The sequence below is a fragment of the Streptococcus sp. HMSC065E03 genome (genome assembly GCF_001815045.1).
Taxonomy (GTDB): Bacteria; Bacillota; Bacilli; order Lactobacillales; family Streptococcaceae; genus Streptococcus; species Streptococcus parasanguinis_AD.
The window spans coordinates 22,981-45,922 of record NZ_KV818850.1; the positions used below are offsets into that span (position 1 = coordinate 22,981).

Genomic DNA, 22,942 nt, shown 5'->3' on the forward strand with positions numbered 1-22,942 from the left:
ATTCTAACGAATTACCGATTTCTTTCCCACTCTCTCTAGGCGTATCCTGTCTTATTCTTCCTTAGACGTAGCGACGAGATTCAAGAAGCGATCAAAGTAGGACTTGTTTTGTTTCAAATCCTTTTTCAGTCTTTGCGCCTCTGTCAATTCATCCGTAATCAAGCCATCAATAGGTTGTTGCAAATACTTGGTCAACTTCTGCTTGTTATTGATGGTCCAGACATAGAGCTCTTTTTTCATCTCATGGGCTTGTGTCACCAAATCCTCCTGATAAGAAAAGTCTTCAATCGCAAAGAAGTCGACCGAATCCTTTTCAAAGCGACCGAATTGAATGGGAATGACATAGCCGGTCTTGATCTCAGGGGCTTTTTTCTCGACCTTTTCCATGACCGACAGATCCAAAGACATGGCCGGATAATCTTTTTCGACCCCTAAGTCCCGCATCTTCTGCACAAAGAGATCCACATAATTAGCAGGCTCTCCACCATGGGGCTTGAGCTCGACCAAGAGCTTCATCTTCAATTCTTTGGCCCGTTTGACATATTCATCAAATGAAGGGATATGACTCGTGTGGCCATTCTGTTGAATCTTGAGACCTTGCACCTCAGCAAGGGTCATGTCTTTCACATCCTTGTCTACCCCAGCAAGACGCTTGAGATTGTAGTCATGCATGACGACAAATTGATGGTCCTTGGTAAGAAGGATATCCATCTCCGCATAAGCTGCCTTTCCCTTGGCAGCTACTTCTAAAGCTTCCAGGGAATTTTCTACCCCTTTAGAAACATCCCCTCTATGGGCGATGAGCTTGATCTGATCATTCACCTTTAGGGTTGCCAGTTCAAAGGCTGAGATTCCCGATTGGACCATTAGAAAGACCACTGTCAGGGCAAAGAGCCCCTTCATCTTTCGACTGCCTTTGGAGCGCATGACCGATCGGCTCGGTACCTCCCATGCAGAATCCAAGATAATGCCGAGCGATCCCACCTTTGTCAAGACTGTAAAAATGAATAGGAAGGTCCGAATCAAGACCAAAAAGATGGTCACCACCCAGAAATACTGGCCTTCTTTATCGATCACGGTCAAGGTAAAGACCAAACCCAAGATCAATAAAATCCCTAGAAAGGTTAAGAGAAACTCAAAGGACAGAATTCTCCATAAGAGACGAAAACCTCCTCTTTTGGTCATGGTCCAGCTTTTTTTCAAGGCACGACCAAATGGCAACTCCTCTACCACGAGGTTGGGAACCGTATAGATCAAGCGAAGATTAAGATAGATAAAGGTCAGCTGCACCACAAAGAGCCCGATGGAGCCAATCGTGGTCTTTTCAAACTCCCCTGTGATAAAGGTTGGAATATAAAGCCCATCCGTCAAGGTCGATCCTATCAAGACACCTGCAACAGGCAAGGTCAAAAGGAGATAGAGCAGAAAATAAAGCAGATTCCTTCCCGCTAGGTCCTTCAAGCGACCAAATGATTGCCGCAAGACCTTTTTAAAGGACAAGTGTCGGTCGGTTCGCGATAGGTAAATGACCGAAATCAGGGTCCGCATCTCCAGCATAAACAAGAAAGCAAAGACCATGATAAAGACCAAAAGCGCCAGCAAGCTCAAGGGATGGCTCATAACAGAGACCAGGTTGTTCTTATCGATATTAGCCTGACCCGCAAGCAAGACTGCCAGATGAAAGACCCAACTCAAGGCCGCAGCCCCTATACCAACTACAAATTGTAGCAAAATTCCAATCGCGATAAAGGACCATTTGTTGCGCCAGATCAAGTAAAAGCCCCCCTTCAGGTCCTGCCAATAAGTCCGTTTCATCTCAATCCCTTTCCTTTCTTTCATTCCCCTAGAATAGCGGAAAAGCCTCCCCTTGTCAATGTGTTTCAAAAGAAAGAGAGTGGGACAAAAGTCCTGGCCTCTCAATTGTCTTTAGATTGTCGAGCAAGACGCAGTGGTTGAGTGGGCTTACTACGCTGATTTCATCAGCTTTTACAGCCCTACTCAACTGTGCGAAGGAGGGACGACGAAATCGAATTCTAACGAATTACCAATTTCTGTCCCACTCTCTTTTCTATTTATTCTGCTAAGAGCACTTCTTTGATGGTTTGCTTTTGGAGTTTTCTGTTGGATAGATAAAAGAGGCTTTCATAAACCACCGCAAAACCAAGCAAGGTCCAAAAGCACACATTCCAGTCAAAGTTGTGCTCAATCTTTTCAGGTACCGTATCTTTGATCACACCAATCAAGATTTCCATGATGCAGTATTGATAAGCCGTCCCAAGGGCAAATCCTAGATAAGCCCAGAAACGATAAGGAGCGAGAATATGACTTTGGCATTCACGATCGGTGTAGCCAAAAGCCTTCATAAGAGCCAAGGTTTCGCGACTTTCTGAAACGACAATTCCCAATGACAAAAAGAGGATTGAGAAAGAAAGGATCAAACCAATCATAATCATCATGGTTTGGATGATGTCATCTGTGTAGTCCCTTAGGCCAAAAGACAATTGAACCATGGACGCGAAACACATAGAGCCAAAGACCACAAAAAACAGGATCGATTTTCTCCCCCAAATCAGCGACGAAGACAGCTCTTTTAGGAAGGATTTCTCTTTCTTAGAAGCCCTTTTTCTCCTTTTGACCTTGATTGGACTTGGGGATTTTTTCAATAAGCGAAGGGCCGGCGTTTGTAGTTGTCTTCTAGCATAGCCAATCGCAAGGACCATAAAGAAAGTCGTTGGCAGCATCACCAAAGCGACCAAGAGCTGCCAATGAAAATGAATGGTAATGTCTGGCAGAATCCCCTTCTCATTGCGAAAGTCATAAAAATGACCCATCATAAGAAAAGAAGCGAAATAGCCAAGAAGTGCTCCAACTCCAAAACTGAGTCCAAAAGCCCAAAATCGTTTCGCCAACTGGCTATTGCTATAGCCTAAAGCCTTTAAAATCCCTAATTGTTCCTTGTGGTCATCAACAAATTGTTTGATATAAAAACACATGAGAAGGATCGACGTCAAGGACAAGACGACCCCACTGACCATGGCCACCATCCAAGATAGCGAAACCTGGGCATCATAGTAGGTCTGAATCATCGGATTGGATTTAGAAATCTCCAACTGCTCGATATCCAGGTAAAAATTCAAGAAGAGATTGGCCACAAAGACCGCACAAGCCCCAATGATACTGACGACAACTAATTTTCGAATATCTTTTACTGAAAACATGTCTTACCATCCAATCTCATAGGCAGTCTGAGGCTGATCGTTGGTCACAACTTGGGTAATCTTGCCACTATTGACACGAATGATGGTTCTGGCCATATCCGCAATATTTTGGTTGTGCGTCACCATAATGAGGGTAAAGCCTAGCTTTTCCTTTAACTTCCAGATATAGTCGAGAATCTTGCGCCCTGTTTCTTCATCTAGGGCCCCCGTCGGCTCATCTAAGAAGAGAATCTCTGGCTTTTTGGCCAAGGCACGAGCAATGGAGACTCTCTGCTGTTCCCCACCCGACAATTCACTTGGATACTTGTCCAGCTTATCGCCAAGACCCAAATCCTCGATGATCTGCAAAAAATCATGATTGTTTGCCAGATCAGCTCCCATCTTTACATTCTGTCTAACCGTGAGATTCGGTAATAAATAATACTGCTGAAAAATAAAGGCAATCTTCTCCCGTCTAAAGGCTGTCAATTGAGCATCCGTGAGTTGAGACAAATCCTGTCCTTGAATGAGAATATGCCCCTCATCTACCTTTTCTAATCCGGATAACACGTTTAAGAGGGTTGACTTTCCTGATCCAGAAGGTCCCAGGATCACCACATCATCCTGGTCTTGAATCTGCAAATCAATCCCTTTTAAAACCTTGGTTTGGCCGTAACTTTTGTGAACATTTTCTAGTTGAATCATTTCTTTCCTACCATTTCTTTGATGAGAGATTGACAAACTTCTGTCAATAAACCAATCACTTCTTCCATGCTGAACTGATAAATGCCAGAAGCAACCATAGAGGCCATCCCGTGTGAGTAGATAAATAGATGCTGGTACAAGCGACTAGCTTCCTCTACAGTCAAAGGATAGTCTGCAACAATCGAATCCAGAACCAATTGGTAACTATGATCCTTCATGGGAAGAAAATCTTGAAAGCGACGAATCGGATCTTCGCTAGGATTTTGGAAAAGCAATTGAAAAAGTTGGGGCTCTTTTGAGGCGAAAAGGATATAAGCAACCCCGACAGATCGGAAAGGCTTTTCATCTTCTAAGGCCTTGCGAATATACTCCACCACGACCATTTCCGCAGCACCAATAACTTCTGCTTGTAACTCAGCCATATTAGCAAATTGCCCAAAAATGACTCTTGGTGTAGCTCCCAGTTTCTCCGCTAATGCTCTAGCCGTCAAACTAGCCATGCCCTCTTCTCTCACCAATTGTAAAGCTGTCCCAATCATAGCCTCTTTACTAAATTTAACTTTTGGTGGCATAAGACTCCTTTCACGCAACAGTCGTTGCGCAACATTTGTTACCTAAAAGAATACCATAACAAAATAAGACTTGTCAAGAAAAATTCGTAAAGTATAAAGCAAAAGACCAGCCCACTGATATAAGTGAGGACTGGTCTACTAATAAGATTCTAAGGCAAATCATTACCTGCAGCCAAGTAGATTTGGTACCATTCCTTGCGGGTTAAGGTCACTGCTGCTGCTTTCCCTGCTTCAAGGACATGCTGGGGTTTGGTCGTTCCGATGACAGCCTGCATCTTACCCGGATAGCGAAGGGCCCAAGCAAGGGCGATAGCTGTCGGAGTGACCTGGTATTTTTTCGCCAAGTCATTGAGGACGTGATTAAGGGCCGCAAACTCTTCCTTGCCCACAAAATTCCCTTTGAAATAGCCATGCTGGAGGACAGACCAGGCTTGAATCACCGTATCGGTTAAGCGACAATACTCAAAGACACTGCCATCTCGCACGGCTGCTTTTGGTCCTTCCATATTGACATGAAAACCAGCTTCAAAGCTTGGTGTAAAGGCGGCACTCAACTGCAACTGGTTGACCTTGAGTGGCTGTTTGACAGCCGTCTTAAGCAATTCCATCATCATAGGATTTTGATTGGACACCCCAAAATGACGAACCTTGCCCGCTTGCTCCAAGTGATCAAAAGCTGCTGCCACTTCTTCAGGCTCCATGAGGGCATCCGGTCGATGAAGGAGAAGACTATCTAAGCGCTCGATCTGCAGACGCTCGAGAATGCCATCAACTGAGTCCAAAATATAGTCCTTCGAAAAGTCGAAATAAGTAAAGCCGTCTTTGCGAATCCCACACTTGGACTGGATCCACATCTGGTCCCGAAGATCCGGACGTCGCTTGAGAACCCTACCCAGCAGGACCTCACACTGGCCGTCTCCATAGATATCCGCTAAGTCAAAAGTGTTGATCCCAATCGATAAAGCTGCCTCTACCAAGCCCTCCACCTCGTCTTCACTCATCTGACTGATCCGCATCATCCCAAGGACAATCGTGGACAGGCGCTCATTTTCAGTAAACTCAATATAGTTCATGTCCGCCTCCTTTTCTGTAATTCTATTGTAGTGAAAAGGCTTGCAAAAGTCAATTTGCAATCAAAAAGCCCTCAGCTGTAACTGAGAGCTTGTTTGATTAGCGATAGCTAAGAGCACGTTTGATGGTCTTCCATGGTCCGAGGTCATCGGTCTGAAGGATCAGGCTCGCATAGATACGGGCAATGAGCACTGTTCCCACGATGGTAAAGAGAACCGCAATTCCCAATGAAGCCCAAGATTCAAGACCAGTCGCATAGCCGTTAATGGTACGGAAAGGCATGAAGAAGGTTGAGATAAAAGGAATGTAGGAACCGATCTTCAATAAGAAGACGTCACCGGCACTTCCCAAGGTGGTTACCCCAAGGAAGCTAAAGATAACTAACATCATCAGTGGCGAAATCGCTTTTCCTGAATCTTCAGGTCGTGCAACTGTGGAGCCTAAGAAGGCAGAGAGCACCACATACATAAAGATCCCAAGGATAATGAAGAAGACGGTATTGAGCGAGATCGCTTCTGCTAGGTGTTGGGTAATTGGAGAGTTTGGAGCGAGAATATCCTTGACAACTGGGATATCTGCTCTAAAAATCCAAACAGCTACTAACCCAACTACATAGACAAAAATATGGGTAAAGATCACTCCGAAGAGTCCGAGCATGCGTGCGAAGAAATAGTCGGTTGCTTTGATACTAGAGAAAACCACTTCCATGATCTTGGTTCCCTTTTCACTGGCCACTTCTTGGGCTGTGATACTAGAGTAGAAGATCAAAATCATATAAAGCAACATTCCCAAACCACCTGCAACCATGGTTTGCACCATTTTCAAGCCTTCTTTTTTCTCGTCAATTTTTTCTTTCAGAGAAACCTGTTGAGACAAGGCTGTCAGTTGCTCTTTGCTTAGATTAGCACGGGCCATATTGATCCCCTGTTGGACTTGGCTTAATTTCGCAGCGACAAGGGTTTTCAAATCTGTTTTCATGGCTTGGTCGCCCACATAAGTGGCTTCTAGCTGGCCATCTTTTTCATCGACCGTTAGGTAAGCAGCTGCTTTCTCATCCTTGATGGCTTTTTTAGCTGCAGCTTCATCCTTGTAGTCCAAGGTCAAGCCATCAGTTCCTTTGAGACTTTCTTTGACAGCTGGAACTTCTGTCACCAAGGCCACTTGGTTTTTGGCATCTGTAGAAGAACCTGTCAGATAACCGATTCCAATGCTCAATCCTAAAAAGAGGAAGGGACCGAAGACCATGAAGAGGAAACTCCATGATTTCACTTGTCTGATATAGGTTTCTTTCATTACGACAAACATCTGTTTCATACTTCTACTCCTGATTCAAGTTTAAAGATCTCATCAATAGTTGGGGCTTGGTGGTCAAAGGTTGCTAGGTAGTGGCCATTGGTCAAGCGGTCAAATAATTCTGGACCAGCTGATGCATCATCCAAGATCAACTTCCACGTCCCTTGCTTGGTCATGCTGACCTTGGTCACGTGTGGCAGGGCTTCTAGCTCTTCTTTGCTAAAGTCGTTTGAGACAAAGAGGCGAGTCTTGCCATAGCTATTCCGGACCTCTTGGACAGGCCCTGAAAGGACAACCGAACCATCACGGATCATTAGAATATCATCACACAACTCTTCAACATTGGTCATGACGTGGTCAGAAAAGATAATGGTTGCCCCACGCTCTTTTTCTTCAAAGATGACCTGCTTGAGCACTTCTGTATTGACCGGATCCAAGCCACTAAAGGGTTCATCTAATATGATCAATTTAGGCTCATGGATCAAGGTGATGATCAGTTGCACCTTCTGTTGGTTCCCTTTTGAGAGACTCTTGATTTTATCGGTCAATTTTCCTTTTACTTGGAGTTTTTCCATCCAGGTCGGTAATTTTTCCTTGACCTCAGCAGTGCTCATTCCTTTTAAGGCAGCCAAATAGCGGACCTGCTCAAAAATCGTGAGTTTTGGCATAAGACTACGTTCTTCTGGCAAATAGCCAATTTCCTTGTAGGTTTCTTGGGTGATCGCTTTGCCACCTAGGCGAATCTCGCCGCTGTAGTCCAAAAAGCGCAAGATACTGTGGAAAATAGTTGTTTTCCCGGCCCCATTTTTCCCAACTAAGCCAAGGATATGCCCTTGTTGAGCTGTCAGATCTACTCCGAAGAGAACCTGCTTATTCCCAAAGCTTTTTTCTAAATTTCTAATTTCTAACATAGATGACTCCTCTACTCTTTATAATAACGTTTGGTAATCTTGTATTGTGAGACCAAGATATAGACATAAATCAGTGATACCACTACTAATGCTAACAAGATATCTGTATGGAAAGCAATGCCAACTAAGAATATCGCAATTAAGGAAATCGGTAAGATATAATTGCTTAACTTAATGATAATTTCATAGTTTTCCTCGTAGCTAATCTGCTTTTCTGCTTCATCCATCATACTCATCATAAATTCACGCACTTCCTTGGCATTGGCATTGCGGGGAATCGGTTTTCCATAAATCAGATGGAAGGTCTTGCGAAAGAAGATATCCGATAGGAAAAATAGGGCAATCAAGACAAGAAAGAGATAGAGCATGGTAAAGTCTCCAAAGATAAAAGCCATGTCCCCAGCGCCAGGTCTATCTAAGTAAACCAATTGACTATAAAAAATGACGAATAAAAAGTAGGGCAAGATCATGATGCCTTTAAAAATGGTCGCTAAGCCATATAGTTTTTTCTTCTGGATGTCATAGTGATAGGCTTCATCATCGTCTTCTATTTGGAGCATTTTTTGATGGACTTTTCTCGCGCACATCAGTAAGGTTATCGTGAGTATAAATGCGACTAAGAATAAAACTGCTGAGCCCAAAAGAAGTACTTCTTTACTAAAGAAGGATTGGATTTCTAGGGGCTTTTCGGATCCAAACATTCCTGTCAAAAAACTGATAACTCCTCCTATCAAGCCGGAAACTGTAATGATCCCTACATTTCTCCAAAAACGAAAACGGGCTGACCTTTCTTTATACTTCTTTTTCATTGTTATTCCTCTTCCTCTACTAGACTAAAAACATTTTCCACCGGTTCCTTGAATATCTGGGCGATGGTGATCGCAATGATAACCGAAGGGGTGTACTCCCCTCTCTCCAAGAGACTGATCGACTGGCGCGAGACTCCAGCTAGCTTGGCTAGCTCAGATTGGTTGAGACCATCACGCGCCCTCAGCTCTTTCAGTCGATTTTTTAAAATCATGGCTTTCGCCCCCTTATAGTTGAATACCTTGAATATCTTCGATACGGACTAACTTGGTTTCCCTCTGTTGTTTATGAATCACACGGGTCAGTTTGACCCAATCTTCATCGATATCTATAATTTCATACTCAAATCCAACACCATCTACTGTAACAGTGGCCGTTTGGCCTTTTAATTCTTCTAAAAGTCTAGACATTTCTTGATTTCCTTTCACTTGTTTTTCTAATCTTTTAATACGTTTGTTCAACTTTTTTATCTTCTTTTCTGTGCTTGCATAAATGATAAGCAGAAAAGGGATAAATAGAATCCATATAGCTCCCATAAGAATACCTCCTCTTCTTTCAACTAAAAACATTGTAACACTTCTTTTTCTTTTTGACAAGTATATTTGTCAAAAAAATAAAAATATTTGTCAAAAATAAAAATATGATTGGCAAAATTATTTGAGGTAAGAAATAAAAGGTCCGTATTTGCGCACCTTTTAGCATTCCTTTTTCCATTGACAAGATTTAGAAAAAATTTTTATAATGAAGAAAATACTACTAAGGAGAATCTACATGACGATTCGTTTAGCTCAACCAAAAGATATTCCTGCTTTGCTTGGTCTCTTAGAACAGATTCTTTCCGTCCACCACCAAGTACGTCCCGATATTTTCAAAGGAAGTGGCGGAAAATATAGTAAAGAAGAGTTAGAACAGTTAATGGCGCAAGAACAGACACCGATTTTCGTCTACGAAAATGAAGATGGCCAGATCCTTGGACATCTCTTCGTAACCATTAAAGAAGTCTCTGATAATCCTGTGCTTCATCCGATAAAAACCCTCTTCATCGAAGACTTGTGTGTCGATCAAGCAGCGCGTGGGCAAAAGATCGGCGATCAACTCTATCAATTCGCTGTCAGCTATGCCAAGAAAATCGGCTGCTATAACCTAACTCTTAATGTCTGGAATGACAATGAAGGAGCCCTTCGCTTCTATCAAAGACAGGGCATGAAACCTCAAGAAACCGTCATGGAAACCATCTTGTAAAATGAATTTTAAAAACCGTTGATGACTCATCAACGGTTTTTTCTATACACATTTTAACGTACTTCTGCGTCTACTTTTTCTTCGAGAGAAGCTTGGATTTTTTCCATGTAGCGTGCGACTTCTTCGTCTGTCAAGCTATCTTCTGGATTTTGGAAGGTCAAGCTATAAGCCATTGACTTCATACCAAGTCCTAGTTTTTCGCCTGAGAAGACGTCAAAGAGTTTGATATCTGTCAAACGTTTCACGCCAGCTGCTTTGATGGCATCAACTACCGCTTGGTGGGTCACTTCTGCTTTGAGAAGAAGGGCGATATCACGGCTCACAGCTGGGAATTTGGTGATTTCCACAAATGGAGCGGCTGGTTGAAGAGCTACCTCAATAGCTGAAAGGTTGAGCTCTGCTACATAAGTTTCTGGAATATCGTAAGCCTTAGCTGTAACAGGATGGACTTGACCGAGGAAACCAAGGACTTGGTCACCGAGTGAGATCAAGGCTGTACGTCCTGGATGAAGACTAGCAATTTCAGAGGTTGCTGTATAAGTCACTTCAAGACCCAAGCGAGCAAAGAGGGCTTCTAAAATTCCCTTAGCATAGAAGAAGTCAACTGGAACTGCTGCTGTTTGGAAGTCTTTTTCAGCGACTAAGCCAGTCAAGGCAAAGGCAAAGCTGTTGATTTCGTTTGGCAATTCTTCTTTTGGATTACCTGTTTGCTCGAAGACTTTTCCAATCTCATAAAGAGCCAAGTCTTTGTTCTTACGCGCTACGTTGTAGGCAACTGTATCAAGGATACCTGAAACCATATTTTGACGGAGAACTGAACGGTCCACAGTCATTGGCCACATGAGCTCTGTTAAGTTGCTTGGCGCTGTGGTAAACTCCACTGCTTTTTCAGGAGTTGTCAATGCGTAGGTGATGATTTCAGTCAGTCCTGCTCCTTCAGCAATAGTCCGAACTTGACGACGGAGTTTTTGTGTCGCAGTCAACTCACCTGCTGTCCCATTGTCTTTTGGAAGACTAGTTGGCAAGCGGTCATAACCGTAGATACGAGCGATTTCTTCAAAGAGGTCCGCTTCGATAGTGATATCCCAACGGCGACGAGGGACGCTGACAGTAAAGCGATCTGCATTTCCAGAAAGGCCAAATCCAAGACGACGGAAGACATCTTCGACGTCTACGTAGGAAAGCTCTGTACCAAGGACACGGTTGACGTCAGCAAGAGTTGAAGAAACTTCTACATCAGAAGTATCCAATTCACCTGCAGAAACAATACCTTTACGAACAGTGGCACCTGCAAGCTCTGCAATCATGCTGGCTGCCGCATCAAGGGCTTCATTGACAGTTGCCACGTTGATGCCTTTTTCAAAGCGAGAAGATGATTCAGAACGAAGGTTGAGGCGACCGCTAGTCTTGCGGATCGATTTGCCATTGAAAACAGCCGCTTCAAGGACAACACGACTAGAGTTTTCAGAGATTTCTGTAGCCTCTCCACCCATGACACCTGCAAGGGCTACTAGTTTGTCCGCAACTGTAATCACGAGGTCATTTGTTTCCAACTCACGCTCTTCACCATCCAATGTCACCAATTTTTCACCAGCACGCGCTTCACGCACACGGATATCAGTCCCTTCAAAGGTATCCAAGTCAAAGGCATGCATCGGTTGACCAAAGTAAAGCAAGATATAGTTGGTCACGTCAACCACATTATTGATTGGACGGATACCTTCATTCATGAGAAGATTTTGCAACCATTGTGGACTTGGAGCGATGGTCACATTGTCCAAGATACGAGCAGCATAGTAAGGTGCCTTATCTGTGTCGATGCTGACAGAAAGAGCATCGGCTGCAGCTTGGTCTGTTTCTGTTAAACTGAATTCCTTAAAGTTGACTGCCTTGTCATAGATGGCTGCCACTTCATGTGCAACTCCACGCATAGAAAGAGCGTCTGCACGGTTAGGGGTGATGGAAAGTTCGATAATTTCATCATCCAAGTCTAGGTAAGAGAAGACTTCATCCCCAGGAACAGCATCTTCTGGCAAGATTTGGATGCCGTCTGCAAATTCTTTTGGTACAACGGAGTCAGAAATTCCCAATTCACCAAGGGAACAGATCATTCCGAGAGATTCCAAACCACGGATTTTCCCTTTTTTGATCTTGTAGTTGTCCGCAATGCGAGCACCTGGAAGAGCCACCATGACCTTGATGCCTGCACGCACATTTGGTGCTCCACAGACGATTTGACGGGCTTCTTCTTCACCCACATTGACTTGGCAGACATGCAAGTGTGTTTCTGGCACATCTTCACAAGACAAAATTTCTCCGACAACAATTTTTGAGAGACCAGCAGCAGGCGATTCCACACCTTCTACTTCGATCCCTGTGGTTGACATTTTTTCAGCCAACTCTTGTGATGGCACATCAATGTCCACCAATTCTTTTAACCATTTATAACTAACTAACATATGTAAGATACCAAGGGCAATGCTGAAAGCTAGATAGTTTTCCTAGATCTCCATCCACCCTCGTTTTGATCCTTTCATTTTGTGTTTTCCAGCTCGAGGCTGGCTTAGGTAGGTCATAGCCTCCCCTTCTCTAGAATAGAAGTTTCTTGTTCCTTCTAGATCAATTTCTTTCTCAACAACCAGTCTGTATCCACGGTATCTCCGGTGATATACTGGTGTTCACTAAATCGTTCAAATCCAAAGCGATAGTAAAAATCTTGTGCCTTAAAATTGCGTTCCCAGACACCTAGCCAAGCCCACTCAAAGCCACGGCTCTTGGCTTGATCCAGCGCAAAGGTAAACATTTCCTTGCCAAAACCAGCCCCATACCATTCCTTTTTGACATAGATCCGTTGGATCTCAAAGGACTTGTCCATCTCTACTGGCTCGGTCTGCGCCTGACCCCAGTTGATCTTGAGAAAACCACAGATTTCTTGATCTTCATTGAGGACAAAATAGGTTTCAGATTCTGGATCTCGCAGATCCTTCTCAATTTGCTCCAAAGAGAGCACTGTAGAGAAGTAATCTTCCAAATCTTTCTCAACAATATAGGGACCAAAGGTATCCCGATAGGTTTCCACCTCTAGGTCACGTAAGGTCTGTACCTGGTCGATTTTTACTCTAACTAACATGATTATTTAAACTGTTCTGAGAAGCGAACATCTCCTTGATAGAAGCCACGGATATCATTGATTCCGTAACGAAGCATAGCCACACGCTCTTGACCAAGTCCAAAGGCAAATCCTGAATAGACTGTTGGGTCAATACCACTCATCTCAAGGACGCGTGGGTGAACCATACCGGCTCCCATGATTTCAATCCAACCTGTTTTCTTACATACGTTACATCCAGCTCCACCACATTTGAAGCAAGAAACGTCCACCTCAACCGATGGCTCGGTAAATGGGAAGTAAGAAGGACGCAGACGGATTTGACGTTCTGCACCAAACATCTTTTGCACGATCAATTGAAGCGTTCCTTGAAGGTCTGCCATTGAGATGTTCTTCCCAACGACCAAGCCTTCGATCTGATGGAATTGGTGGCTGTGGGTCGCATCATCTGTATCCCGACGGAAAACACGCCCTGGAGAGATCATCTTCAATGGTCCCTTGCTAAAGTCATGCGCATCCATCGCCCGCGCCTGTACTGGTGAGGTATGGGTCCGAAGCAAGATTTCTTCTGTGATATAGAAGGTATCCTGCATATCCCGCGCTGGGTGATCTTTAGGCAGATTCATACGTTCAAAGTTGTAGTAGTCTTGCTCCACTTCGAAGCCATCCACGACTTGGTAGCCCATCCCGATAAAGATATCTTCGATTTCTTCACTGGTTTGGGTCAAGATATGACGGTAACCACTAGCAACCGGACGACCAGGAAGCGTCACATCGATACTTTCGCTAGCTAGTTTCGCTTGGACTTTCTTTTCTTCCAAGAGTTTGGTTGTTTCTTCAAAGGCAGCCGTCAAGACATCGCGGGCTTCATTGACGTGTTTCCCGATAACCGGACGAATCTCAGCAGAGACATCTTTCATCCCTTTGAGGATCTCAGTCAGAGATCCTTTTTTCCCAAGGACAGAGACCCGTAGTTCTTGCAATTCTTTTTCATTTTCAGCAGAAATCTGCTTCAAAGCTGCCAGCGTTTCTTCACGAAGCGCTTTTAATTGTTCTTCAATCGTTGACATATTTCCTCCATCATGGTCCATCTACAGATATAGAAAAAAACCGCGTGCCTTCTCCTAATCGGAGCGTTGACACGCGGTACCATCCGTTTTTTATCTGTAAACCAGACCTTAATTTCTAAATCCTTGCGCAAGTGAATTCACCCAGCTTTCATGCAAAGAGCTTTCAGTCACGGCTCTTCTCCCTGTCGCACTTCCCTTGAGATACTAGTCTTGCAGATTTCTATTCGATTACTATCTAGTTTAGCAGATTTTTTGTTAAAAAACAAGTTAGATGAGACTAATTTCAATAGACAAAGGAACAAGAGGCAGTGCATTATCTATTTGCCTTGTCTGTTTCATCTGATTGCCTTTTCAATAGAAGAGTGGCTGCTTGGTTAAAACCATCACACCAGTTATACCATTTTGCTTCATACTCATCTTGAGGTAAGATACGATGTTTTAAATCCAAAATAGAGGATATCTTTCTTTCCTCGCAAGCTTGCGCATAGAGAGCATACAATTCATCGCCACCATCTCTATCAAACTCAGCAGAAATCGTATCCCGACCTGCCAATAAAGCCTGATAAGCCCTGTGATGCCCGTCTGTAATCAAGAAGCGATTTCCAAATGCAAGAACACTAATTGGATCCACATTGATGATGTCTGCCGACTGATCCAGCATCTGGATAGCTTGTAACTTCTTTTCTGATAAATAAAGTTGGGTCGGATGAAGATCTGTTATCTTGACTTCCATTTCTTTCTCCTCTACCAAGAGTATAAAAGTTGGTTCTGGGCACTGGTAGACATTTTCAAAGGTCACGATTTAAAGACCTGCCAAAGCCAAATTCCCCCGCCATTCTTGTGATTCGTTTTCTTTTTATTTAATGACTTGTCCAGCATCTTTCAAGACAGATTCTGGAATAGTAATACCCAATTCATCTGCGACTTTTTTATTGATGACAGATTTTCCTTGGCTAAAGATTTCAACAGGTGTATCCGCAGGTTTTTGACCTTTCAAGATCTTCGCAGCCATTTTACCAGTTGCTACTCCAAGATCGTGTTGGTCGACAACGACTGAACCAAGACCACCAGCTTCTACCATAGCTGTCGCACTTGGGAAGATTGGTTTTTTAGCTGTTTTGTTGGCTTCGACAACTGTTGAGAAGGCTGAAGCGATGGTATTGTCGATTGGAACCCAGATGGCATCGACTTTGCCTGACATTACAGACACAGTGGAAGCAATTTCGTTTGTAGAAGGAACAGAATAAGGAACGACCTTGTAGCCTGATTTTTCAGCCAATTTTGTAAATTCTTCTACTTGAGATTTTGAGTTATCTTCACTGGTTGAGTACAGGATCCCAATTGTTTTCACGTTCGGAGTCAATTCTTTGATTAATTTCAACTGTTGCTCAGTTGGATTGTGGTCAGATACCCCAGTGATATTGCCACCTGGTTTTTTCAAATCTTTGACCAAGTTTGCGCCGACCGGATCAGTGACAGCTCCCATAACGATGGGTTTGTCTTTTGTTGCACTAGCCAATCCTTGAGCAGATGGAGTTGCAATTCCAATCAAGACTTGGTTATCCTTGTCTACCAATTGTTTACTCATGGTTGCAACTTTGTTTTGGTCGCCTTCAGCATTAAGGAAATCAATGTCCACTTTATCCTTATCATAACCTTCTTCAGCCAAACCATCTTGAATTCCCTTGTAGATCAAGTCAAGCGAAGGGTGGCTGACCAGCTGTAAGACCCCAACTTTAGCCTTTTCATTGCTGCTTGCTGCCTTGTTGTCTTTGCCTGCTGTAGCTGAATAGATCGCTGTCCCAATGACTGCTGCTGCAATCAAACCAATTATTCCCATTAAACGTTTATTTTTCATTTTTAATACCTCTTCTATTTTTTCATTTTCTTCTTTTTTTCCATCATCTAAAGACTGCGACGCCATCGTTTCTTCATATCTTTTCTCCCTTCTCATCCAAAACAAAAAACACGCCCACACATAGCAAAAGCTATGTGAGGACGTGTCATCGCGGTGCCACCTCACTTATGGGAAAAGGATAGTCTCCCCCATATCTCTGTCTTGTCTAGCAACAAGTTGCACGATAAGGTGTGCCAACCGAATTTTTATTGTTTCAAATTCATCTCATCATTAGTCCAATTTCATAAACTGCCGCTACCCACTCTCAGCAACCGTGGGCTCTCTTGAAACTTTCATTTACTACTTTTCTAATTTCTTACATTTTAAAGTTTTCTTTCAAAAATGTCAATACTTTTTCAGTATTTTTTTGGAAACGTTCGCATTTTCTATTGAACAGCTTCTAGCTTCTCTCTAGGATTTCCTCTCTATTTTTGATATAATTTACTAGAATAATCGCTAGAATGATGAGGAATCCCATGTCTTTTGATGGATTTTTTTTACACCATATGGTGCAAGAATTGAAGGCCGAACTCTTGAGTGGCCGCATTCAAAAAATTAACCAACCCTTCGAGCAAGAATTGGTGCTCCAAATCCGAGGCAATCGGAAAAACCAAAAGCTCCTGCTCTCTGCCCATTCTGTCTTTGGACGGATTCAACGGACCCAGACCAACTTTGAAAATCCTGCCTTTCCAAATACCTTTATTATGGTTATGCGCAAATATCTTCAAGGCGCCGTCATTGAAGGAATTGAGCAAATGGAGAACGACCGGATTCTCGAAATCCGTGTCTCCAATAAAAACGAAATTGGAGATGCCATTTCCGTCAGCCTCATGATCGAAATCATGGGCAAGCACAGTAATATTATTCTCCTGGATCGCACCAGCAATAAAATCATCGAAGCCATTAAACATGTCGGTTTCTCACAAAATAGCTACCGGACCATTCTCCCTGGGTCGACCTATGTAGCTCCTCCGAAAACCGACGCGGTCAATCCTTTTACAATTGGAGATGAAGCCCTTTTTGCCCTTCTTCACAAGGAAGAGTTAAGCCCAAAAAACCTTCAAAAATGTTTCCAAGGTTTGGGGCGAGATACGGCTCAAGAATTAGCCAAGCGACTTGAGACGGATGAAAAATTAAAAACCTTCCGTGCCTTTTTCCAAGCTTCAACTGAGCCTCGCCTAACGACCAAATCCTTCTCGGCTATCCCCTTTGAGGATGCGACCAGTCAAACCTTTGAAACACTTTCCGATCTGCTGGATGACTATTACCGAGACAAGGCTGAGCGCGATCGGGTGCAACAACAGGCCAGTGAATTGATCCGCAAGGTCGAAAACGATCTTGAAAAGAACCGGAAAAAATTAGCCAAGCAAGAAGCGGAGTTAGCGGCGACCGACAATGCGGAAGAATTCCGCCAAAAAGGAGAATTGCTGACAACCTTCCTCCATCAGGTACCAAACGACCAAGACCAGGTTGTCCTGGACAATTACTATACCAACGAGCCCATTACCATCCAACTCAACAAGGCCCTGACCCCCAATCAAAATGCCCAACGCTATTTTAAACGCTACCAGAAGTTAAAAGAAGCCGTCAAACATTTGACCATCCTCATTCAAGAAACCAAGGAAACCATTTCTTATCTTGAAACGGTTGAAACAGCCCTTTCTCAAGCTAGTCTAGCTGAGGTGGCAGAAATTCGAGAAGAGCTAATCCAGACCGGCTTTATCAAACGGCGCAACCGTGAAAAAATTCATAAACGTAAAAAACCAGAAAAATACCTGGCTAGTGATGGAAAAACCATCATTTTAGTAGGTCGCAATAATCTGCAAAACGATGAACTGACCTTTAAGATCGCTAAGAAAGATGAGCTCTGGTTCCATGCCAAAGATATCCCGGGAAGCCACGTCGTCATTACAGGAAATCTAAATCCATCGGATGAAGTGAAGACCGATGCTGCAGAGTTGGCCGCCTACTATTCCAAGGCCCGTCTCTCAAACCTGGTCCAAGTAGATATGATCGAAGCTAAGAAACTCAATAAACCAACTGGTGGAAAACCCGGTTTTGTCACCTACACCGGCCAGAAGACTCTGCGGGTCACCCCAGAAGAAGAAAAAATCAAAGCCATGAAACTAACGGACTGATTTCAAAAATAAAAGAGAGTGGGACAGAAATCGGTAATTCGTTAGAATTCGATTTCATCGTCCCACATCCGCACAGTTGAGTAGGGCTGTAAAAGCTGATGAAATCAGCGTATTAGAGCCCACTCAACCACTGCATCTTGCTCGACATCCAAAAACAATTGAGAGGCTAGGACTTTTGTCCCAGCCCCTTTTTATTCTGCTTTATTAATGTCTTCTTTGACCTCATCAACATTGAATTTGGCAAAGAGGTACTGACGGTCTTGAACTGGGAAACGTTGATCCAGCTGATCGATGGCCCCCACCTCTACAATTCCTTCTGTGATGACAAAATCCATGACATGGCCACCAAAGGTGTGGTCATCTGAGATAAAGTGCAAATGATAACCAGCCACACTCACGCCATGGAAAATTTCTGGTGTCCAAAAACCGACGATGGTTCCAGTGACATTTTTCCGTGTATACTCTGGCTGATGGGTTGCAACCTCTGCAAACTTCATCTCTGGTGTTGATTTTGGAATCATACGGACATGCATCTTGGCAAAGTCACCACGAATCTTAATGGAGCGGAAAAGGTTTTCCCCATCATAATAAGACTCAATACGGGCTTCCAATTCCTCGTCCGTCATTTCAAAGCGTTGGCGGAAAATCACTTCTGCTTGGTGAGGGACGACTGCTGCATAAGGAACCTTGGCATCCAGAGAAACTTCGACTATTTCAGGATGATCACCTGATCCCTTGGCCTGATATGCCTTACCATCTAATACGATCAACTCTCCATCAATAGAATCAAGCGTCCCAACTCCTAGATCTCCGTGTTCCAAGAGTTCTCCAATCGTAAATGAACCCCCGTACAGACCCGCCATTAGGGCACCTAAGGTATTGTATTGAAAAAGTTTCACTGGTTCCATGTTTTTCTCTCCTCATTCTATCTTCTACCAGTATACCACAAACTATTCCGAATCTTCACGATATGGTTTTGATTAGAGGCTATCATAGAGGGTTTGCATCTGTACATCGTCTGGTACGATCGCCAAATACTGATTAGCCACTTCACGCGCCTTCGTCACATCTCCAGCCTCACGCAACAAATAAACATAGGCTTCGAGGAATTCTGGGTTGTCCTTTAAGTCCTCATAGAGCTCTTGGTAGGCTGAGACGGCCTCTTCTGTTTTCTCCAAGGCAGCCAAGGCACGGGCAATGTTCCACCGGGTAACAACTGTTTCGACTTCTTCATTTTGCCAAGCCAAGACTTGGTCAAAGCGTTCCTGTTCCAAATAAAGGGTGGTCAGGCGAAGAGCAATCTCTTCGAGATCATCTGCCACTTCTTTAGCCTCTAATAGATAAGCTTCTGCTTGCTCAGGCTGGTGGAGTTCATAGGAAAGCTGAGAAGCAAGGAGCTTCAATTGGGCATCAAATGGATTCTTCTGGATCCCTTGTTTAGCAATCTCAAGCGCTTTTTCACGGTCATTTTCAGCCTGTAAAGCCAAGGCATAACCGTACTCATAGCCCTCAAAATCAGGCGACAAGGTATCAATTTGTTTGTAGTAGATCAGGGCTTTTTGGAATTCTTCTTGGTCAGACAATAAGGTCGCTAATTCGTAAGCAATCTGGTCATCAAACTCAATCTCCAGAGCCTTCTCTAAGAAAGGAACAGCTGCTTCAAACTTACCAAGATTGGCATAGGCAAAACCAATCCGTTGATAGGTGGAAATACCTGTCGCTTCCAAAATCTCCCGATTGTCCAATTGAGCATACTCTTGGATAGCCTCTTGGTAGCGTTCCAATTCCAGATCAATTTCAGCTAGCCCTAATTGAATGATCGGATCATCAGACAAATGAGCAGCTTCAACTAATTTTTCACGCGCCACATCTGCTAGGCCTTCCATCTGATAGAGATCCGCCTTAACCAAGAGACTGGCCACATACCAGTTAGAGTCTGGCTCAATTTCTTCTAAATAAGCAAAGGCCTCTTCCATTTGTCCTTCCTCTGCAAGGATAGTTGCCAAACTTAGATACACTTCTGGATAGGTTTCTGCAATCTGTTCATAGATCTCCTTTGCCTGAGGGTAAAAACCGATACTTTCAAGATATTGACCTAAATCCAATAATTGTGCTTCACTATCTTCTAACAAAGCCTGTTGAAATTGAACTTCTGCTTCTTCTAGCTCCTGCCGATCGAGAGCCTCTACCATTTGTTGACTATGACTCACTGTGTGTTTCCTCTTCTACTTCATTATGTTCTTCATACAAACCACTGACGACCTTATACCATTCAAAGATAGCTCCAATCACCACCTTAGCAGATGCATAGACTGGAATTCCAAGGAAAACTCCCCAAATTCCAAACATAGATCCTGACGTCAAGAGCACAAACAAAATGGTAATCGGATGGATATTTAACTGGCTTCCCAAAACCAACGGTGATACAAAACGTCCTTCAATGGTTTGCTCCATTGCAAATACAATCAAGACCTTGATAAACATCTCTGGCCCTGCTACCAAGCCCAATACTAAGGCAGGTAACATGGCTAAGAAACTACCCAAGTATGGGATCAAATTCAAGATCCCTGCAGAGATCCCTAGTGTCACCGCATAGCGCAAGCCAATGATCTTAAAGAAGATGATGAACATAATGGCGACGACAATGGCTACCGTAATTTGCCCTCGAACGTAGTTGGAGAGTTGGGTATTGACATCTGAGAGAACCTGTTCAGCCGATTTACGAATCTTAGTCGGTAAAAAGCGAACAATGTGGCCCTTTAAATTTTTTCCATCTCGAAGAAGATAAAAGACAATAAAAGGCATGATGATCAAGGCAACAATAACTTGCGAAGCCACTCCGATCAAGTTGCTGACCCAATTGACAGCCCGCCCAGAGATCGAACTGGCCCAAGAAGTAATGTTTGCAGACAGTTCCTTAGTGATCTCATCTAACTGGGGTTTGATATCAGAGGAGACGCGATTATCTAGAAAATCATCGATGGTTGCATTGGCCTTTTCCAAATAAGTTGGCAAGTTATGAAAGAAACTCACCACTTGTCGTTGGACGGATGGAATCACTACAGCTAGACCCCAAATTAAAAGCACTGCAATCAAGAAAAAGACTAAGGAAATCGCAAAAATCCGCTTGAGTCCTTTTCTTTCAAGAAAGTCAACAATAGGGTTGAGCAGGTAATAGAGCAAACCAGAGATAATAACAGGCAGCATGACGGCTCCTGCAAACTCAAAAATAGGAATAAAAATAAAGGTGATTTTACTCAAAACCAAAAGGTTCAAGCCCAACAGCAAGGTAACTAAAAATACGGTAATGGCCTTGTTGTCTAAAAACCATCTAAAAAACCAGGACAAACTAAACTGTTTTTCTTTATTATCCACAGAGAACTCCTTTTCATTTCAATCTGTTTCTATTTTAGCATTTTTTGAGCTTGAAGTTACGAAAAAACTAGCAAAATAAGAAAGAAAGGCCCTCGCCTTTTCAACTAGCAATTGCCTTCCAATAGGACCTTTGATATAATAAACCTAACAAATCATACGAGGTGACCTATGTCTCAAACCATTTATTTCGGTACCTATACCAAAAAAGAATCCAAAGGAATTTACAAGGCACAATTTGATCCTGAAACAGGCACATTGAGCCATCTTGAACTAGTGGCAGCTGAGCCCAATCCAACCTATATCGCTTTTTCTGAAAAAGGCAACCTCTACAGTGTCGGAGCTGAAGAGGGAAAAGGAGGAATCGCAAGCTTTACAGCTGATTTTCAGCCGCTCAATCACGTTGTTGAAGAGGGGGCTCCACTTTGCTATGTCTCTGTCGATGACAAGCGTCAACTGGTCTATGGAGCCAACTATCACAAAGGCCAAGTTCTCGTATATAAGCTAGAGGCAGATGGGCGTTTGTCCTTTGTCGATCAAGACACCCACCAAGGAAGTGGTCCTCACGCCAATCAAGCAAGTCCACATACCCACTATGCAGACCTTACACCAGATCAGTACCTGATCACGTGTGACCTAGGAACAGATAGTTTGCATGTTTATGATGTCAGTGAGGAAGGAAACCTAACCCTGATCAATCAATATCAAACAGCTCCAGGGGCAGGACCTCGTCACTTGGTCTTTCATCCTCACTATAAGACTGCTTATCTCATCAATGAATTAAATGCTACGATCGATGTGCTCTTTTATGACGGTATGGGTGAATTCGAACACTTCCAAACTGTTTCCACACTTCCATCAGACTACGATGGTCAAAAATGGGCTTCTGCGATCAAGCTCTCAGCTGATGGAAAATTCCTCTATGCATCTAACCGTGCTCACAATTCCATTGCTGTCTTCAAAGTTGTGGCTGATGGTAGCCTAGAACTGATTGAAATTGTTCCAACTCAAGGGCTCAATCCACGTGATTTCACACTTAGTCCTGATCAAAACTATTTGATCGCAGCCCATCAAGATTCACCTAATGCCACCGTCTTCAAACGAGATTCTGCTAGCGGAAAATTGACCCTTCTATCCGACGACTTCTATGTTCCAGAGGCCGTTTGTACGGTTTTTCATTAAGTCGTTTTAGTTGTCAAACCTCTAAAAAAATGATTAAATAGATGAGAAAAAGGCGTGAGCCTGACTTCACAACTTATATTTTAGGAGACCCTAACATGAATCCATTGGACTTATTTAACCAAGTGAAAGAAATGATCGAAAAGAAAGATTTCGACGCTGCAAAGAAATTTGTTGATGACAACAAAGACAACCTCGGTGACTACCTTGAACAAGCCAAAGGGCTTGTATCTGGAAATGAAATGGTCAGCGGTGCCTTGGACAAAATCAAAGGCTTGTTCTAATAGAACTACTCCTCAACGCTTTAGTTGAGGAGTTTTTGTTTATACCAATCGCAAAAAAGATCCTTGAGAAGACTCAAGGATCTTTTTAGTCTAGT

Annotated in this window: 22 protein-coding genes and 1 other annotated feature; of the genes, 4 read left to right on the forward strand and 18 right to left on the reverse strand. The window is 43.3% G+C overall.

From position 1 onward, the window contains the following. Positions 1–51: 51 nt before the first annotated feature. The 10 genes from HMPREF3002_RS04335 to HMPREF3002_RS04380 all read right to left on the reverse strand — a co-directional run bounded on the left by HMPREF3002_RS04335 (position 52) and on the right by HMPREF3002_RS04380 (position 9,092). Positions 52–1,839, reverse strand: coding sequence for a glycerophosphoryl diester phosphodiesterase membrane domain-containing protein (locus HMPREF3002_RS04335; protein ID WP_239683026.1), 1,788 nt, complete (start codon positions 1,837–1,839; stop codon positions 52–54). Between the two features lie 233 nt (positions 1,840–2,072). Further along, a complete protein-coding gene (locus tag HMPREF3002_RS04340; RefSeq protein WP_070665382.1) occupies positions 2,073–3,218 on the reverse strand; it encodes an FtsX-like permease family protein in 1,146 nt (381 codons plus the stop codon). A gap of 3 nt (positions 3,219–3,221) precedes the next feature. Further along, on the reverse strand, positions 3,222–3,902 hold the full coding sequence (locus tag HMPREF3002_RS04345) for an ABC transporter ATP-binding protein (protein WP_070665383.1): 681 nt from the start codon (positions 3,900–3,902) through the stop codon (positions 3,222–3,224). Next, a complete protein-coding gene (locus tag HMPREF3002_RS04350) occupies positions 3,899–4,474 on the reverse strand; it encodes a TetR/AcrR family transcriptional regulator (protein ID WP_070665384.1) in 576 nt (191 codons plus the stop codon). The genes HMPREF3002_RS04345 and HMPREF3002_RS04350 overlap by 4 nt, the downstream gene beginning before the upstream one ends. Before the next feature lie 149 nt (positions 4,475–4,623). Beyond that, positions 4,624–5,547: an aldo/keto reductase gene (locus HMPREF3002_RS04355; protein ID WP_070665385.1), complete on the reverse strand. Its 924-nt coding sequence runs from the start codon at positions 5,545–5,547 to the stop codon at positions 4,624–4,626. 97 nt (positions 5,548–5,644) lie between these two features. Beyond that, positions 5,645–6,859: an ABC transporter permease gene (locus HMPREF3002_RS04360; RefSeq protein WP_070665386.1), complete on the reverse strand. Its 1,215-nt coding sequence runs from the start codon at positions 6,857–6,859 to the stop codon at positions 5,645–5,647. After that, complete coding sequence (locus tag HMPREF3002_RS04365; RefSeq protein ID WP_049472352.1) at positions 6,856–7,749, reverse strand: ABC transporter ATP-binding protein; 894 nt, start codon at positions 7,747–7,749, stop codon at positions 6,856–6,858. Before HMPREF3002_RS04365 ends, HMPREF3002_RS04360 begins: the two co-directional genes overlap by 4 nt. A gap of 11 nt (positions 7,750–7,760) precedes the next feature. Next, positions 7,761–8,558 (reverse strand): DUF3169 family protein, encoded by a 798-nt coding sequence (locus tag HMPREF3002_RS04370; protein WP_023918608.1) that lies wholly within the window; start codon positions 8,556–8,558, stop codon positions 7,761–7,763. A gap of 2 nt (positions 8,559–8,560) precedes the next feature. Then, positions 8,561–8,770 (reverse strand): helix-turn-helix transcriptional regulator, encoded by a 210-nt coding sequence (locus HMPREF3002_RS04375; RefSeq protein WP_023918610.1) that lies wholly within the window; start codon positions 8,768–8,770, stop codon positions 8,561–8,563. A gap of 13 nt (positions 8,771–8,783) precedes the next feature. After that, positions 8,784–9,092 (reverse strand): hypothetical protein, encoded by a 309-nt coding sequence (locus HMPREF3002_RS04380; RefSeq protein WP_070665387.1) that lies wholly within the window; start codon positions 9,090–9,092, stop codon positions 8,784–8,786. 235 nt (positions 9,093–9,327) lie between these two features. On the opposite strand from HMPREF3002_RS04380, the gene HMPREF3002_RS04385 reads away from it, so the two are divergent. Further along, the gene (locus HMPREF3002_RS04385) at positions 9,328–9,798 is read left to right on the forward strand and encodes a GNAT family N-acetyltransferase (RefSeq protein WP_070665388.1); all 471 of its coding nucleotides are present in this window, start codon (positions 9,328–9,330) and stop codon (positions 9,796–9,798) included. 53 nt (positions 9,799–9,851) lie between these two features. Here the strand turns inward: HMPREF3002_RS04385 and pheT are convergent, their stop codons facing one another. The 5 genes from pheT to trpX form a co-directional block, all read right to left on the reverse strand. Then, entirely contained in the window at positions 9,852–12,257 is a 2,406-nt protein-coding gene (gene pheT, locus HMPREF3002_RS04390) for a phenylalanine--tRNA ligase subunit beta (RefSeq protein ID WP_070665389.1), read from the reverse strand. A 155-nt stretch (positions 12,258–12,412) separates the two neighbouring features. After that, positions 12,413–12,928: a GNAT family N-acetyltransferase gene (locus tag HMPREF3002_RS04395; RefSeq protein WP_070665390.1), complete on the reverse strand. Its 516-nt coding sequence runs from the start codon at positions 12,926–12,928 to the stop codon at positions 12,413–12,415. A gap of 2 nt (positions 12,929–12,930) precedes the next feature. Beyond that, entirely contained in the window at positions 12,931–13,977 is a 1,047-nt protein-coding gene (gene pheS / locus HMPREF3002_RS04400) for a phenylalanine--tRNA ligase subunit alpha (protein WP_070665420.1), read from the reverse strand. A gap of 313 nt (positions 13,978–14,290) precedes the next feature. Continuing rightward, a complete protein-coding gene (locus HMPREF3002_RS04405; protein ID WP_070665391.1) occupies positions 14,291–14,710 on the reverse strand; it encodes a chromosome partitioning protein ParB in 420 nt (139 codons plus the stop codon). 123 nt (positions 14,711–14,833) lie between these two features. Then, on the reverse strand, positions 14,834–15,835 hold the full coding sequence (gene trpX / locus HMPREF3002_RS04410; protein ID WP_023918621.1) for a tryptophan ABC transporter substrate-binding protein: 1,002 nt from the start codon (positions 15,833–15,835) through the stop codon (positions 14,834–14,836). Between the two features lie 133 nt (positions 15,836–15,968). Beyond that, positions 15,969–16,200, reverse strand: a binding site (T-box leader). Positions 16,201–16,350: 150 nt separating this feature from the next. Here trpX and HMPREF3002_RS04415 point away from each other — a divergent pair. Beyond that, complete coding sequence (locus tag HMPREF3002_RS04415) at positions 16,351–18,012, forward strand: Rqc2 family fibronectin-binding protein (RefSeq protein ID WP_070665392.1); 1,662 nt, start codon at positions 16,351–16,353, stop codon at positions 18,010–18,012. 191 nt (positions 18,013–18,203) lie between these two features. Here HMPREF3002_RS04415 and budA read toward each other — a convergent pair whose 3' ends face one another. The 3 genes from budA to HMPREF3002_RS04430 all read right to left on the reverse strand — a co-directional run bounded on the left by budA (position 18,204) and on the right by HMPREF3002_RS04430 (position 21,387). Further along, entirely contained in the window at positions 18,204–18,920 is a 717-nt protein-coding gene (gene budA, locus HMPREF3002_RS04420) for an acetolactate decarboxylase (protein WP_070665393.1), read from the reverse strand. Positions 18,921–18,992: 72 nt separating this feature from the next. Beyond that, positions 18,993–20,222, reverse strand: a complete 1,230-nt coding sequence (locus tag HMPREF3002_RS04425; RefSeq protein WP_070665394.1) for a tetratricopeptide repeat protein — start codon at positions 20,220–20,222, stop codon at positions 18,993–18,995. Continuing rightward, on the reverse strand, positions 20,212–21,387 hold the full coding sequence (locus HMPREF3002_RS04430) for an AI-2E family transporter (RefSeq protein ID WP_070665395.1): 1,176 nt from the start codon (positions 21,385–21,387) through the stop codon (positions 20,212–20,214). Before HMPREF3002_RS04430 ends, HMPREF3002_RS04425 begins: the two co-directional genes overlap by 11 nt. 168 nt (positions 21,388–21,555) lie before the next feature. On the opposite strand from HMPREF3002_RS04430, the gene HMPREF3002_RS04435 reads away from it, so the two are divergent. Then, entirely contained in the window at positions 21,556–22,566 is a 1,011-nt protein-coding gene (locus HMPREF3002_RS04435; RefSeq protein WP_070665396.1) for a lactonase family protein, read from the forward strand. A 95-nt stretch (positions 22,567–22,661) separates the two neighbouring features. Continuing rightward, complete coding sequence (locus HMPREF3002_RS04440; RefSeq protein ID WP_003002861.1) at positions 22,662–22,847, forward strand: hypothetical protein; 186 nt, start codon at positions 22,662–22,664, stop codon at positions 22,845–22,847. The last annotated feature ends 95 nt before the right edge of the window (positions 22,848–22,942 follow it).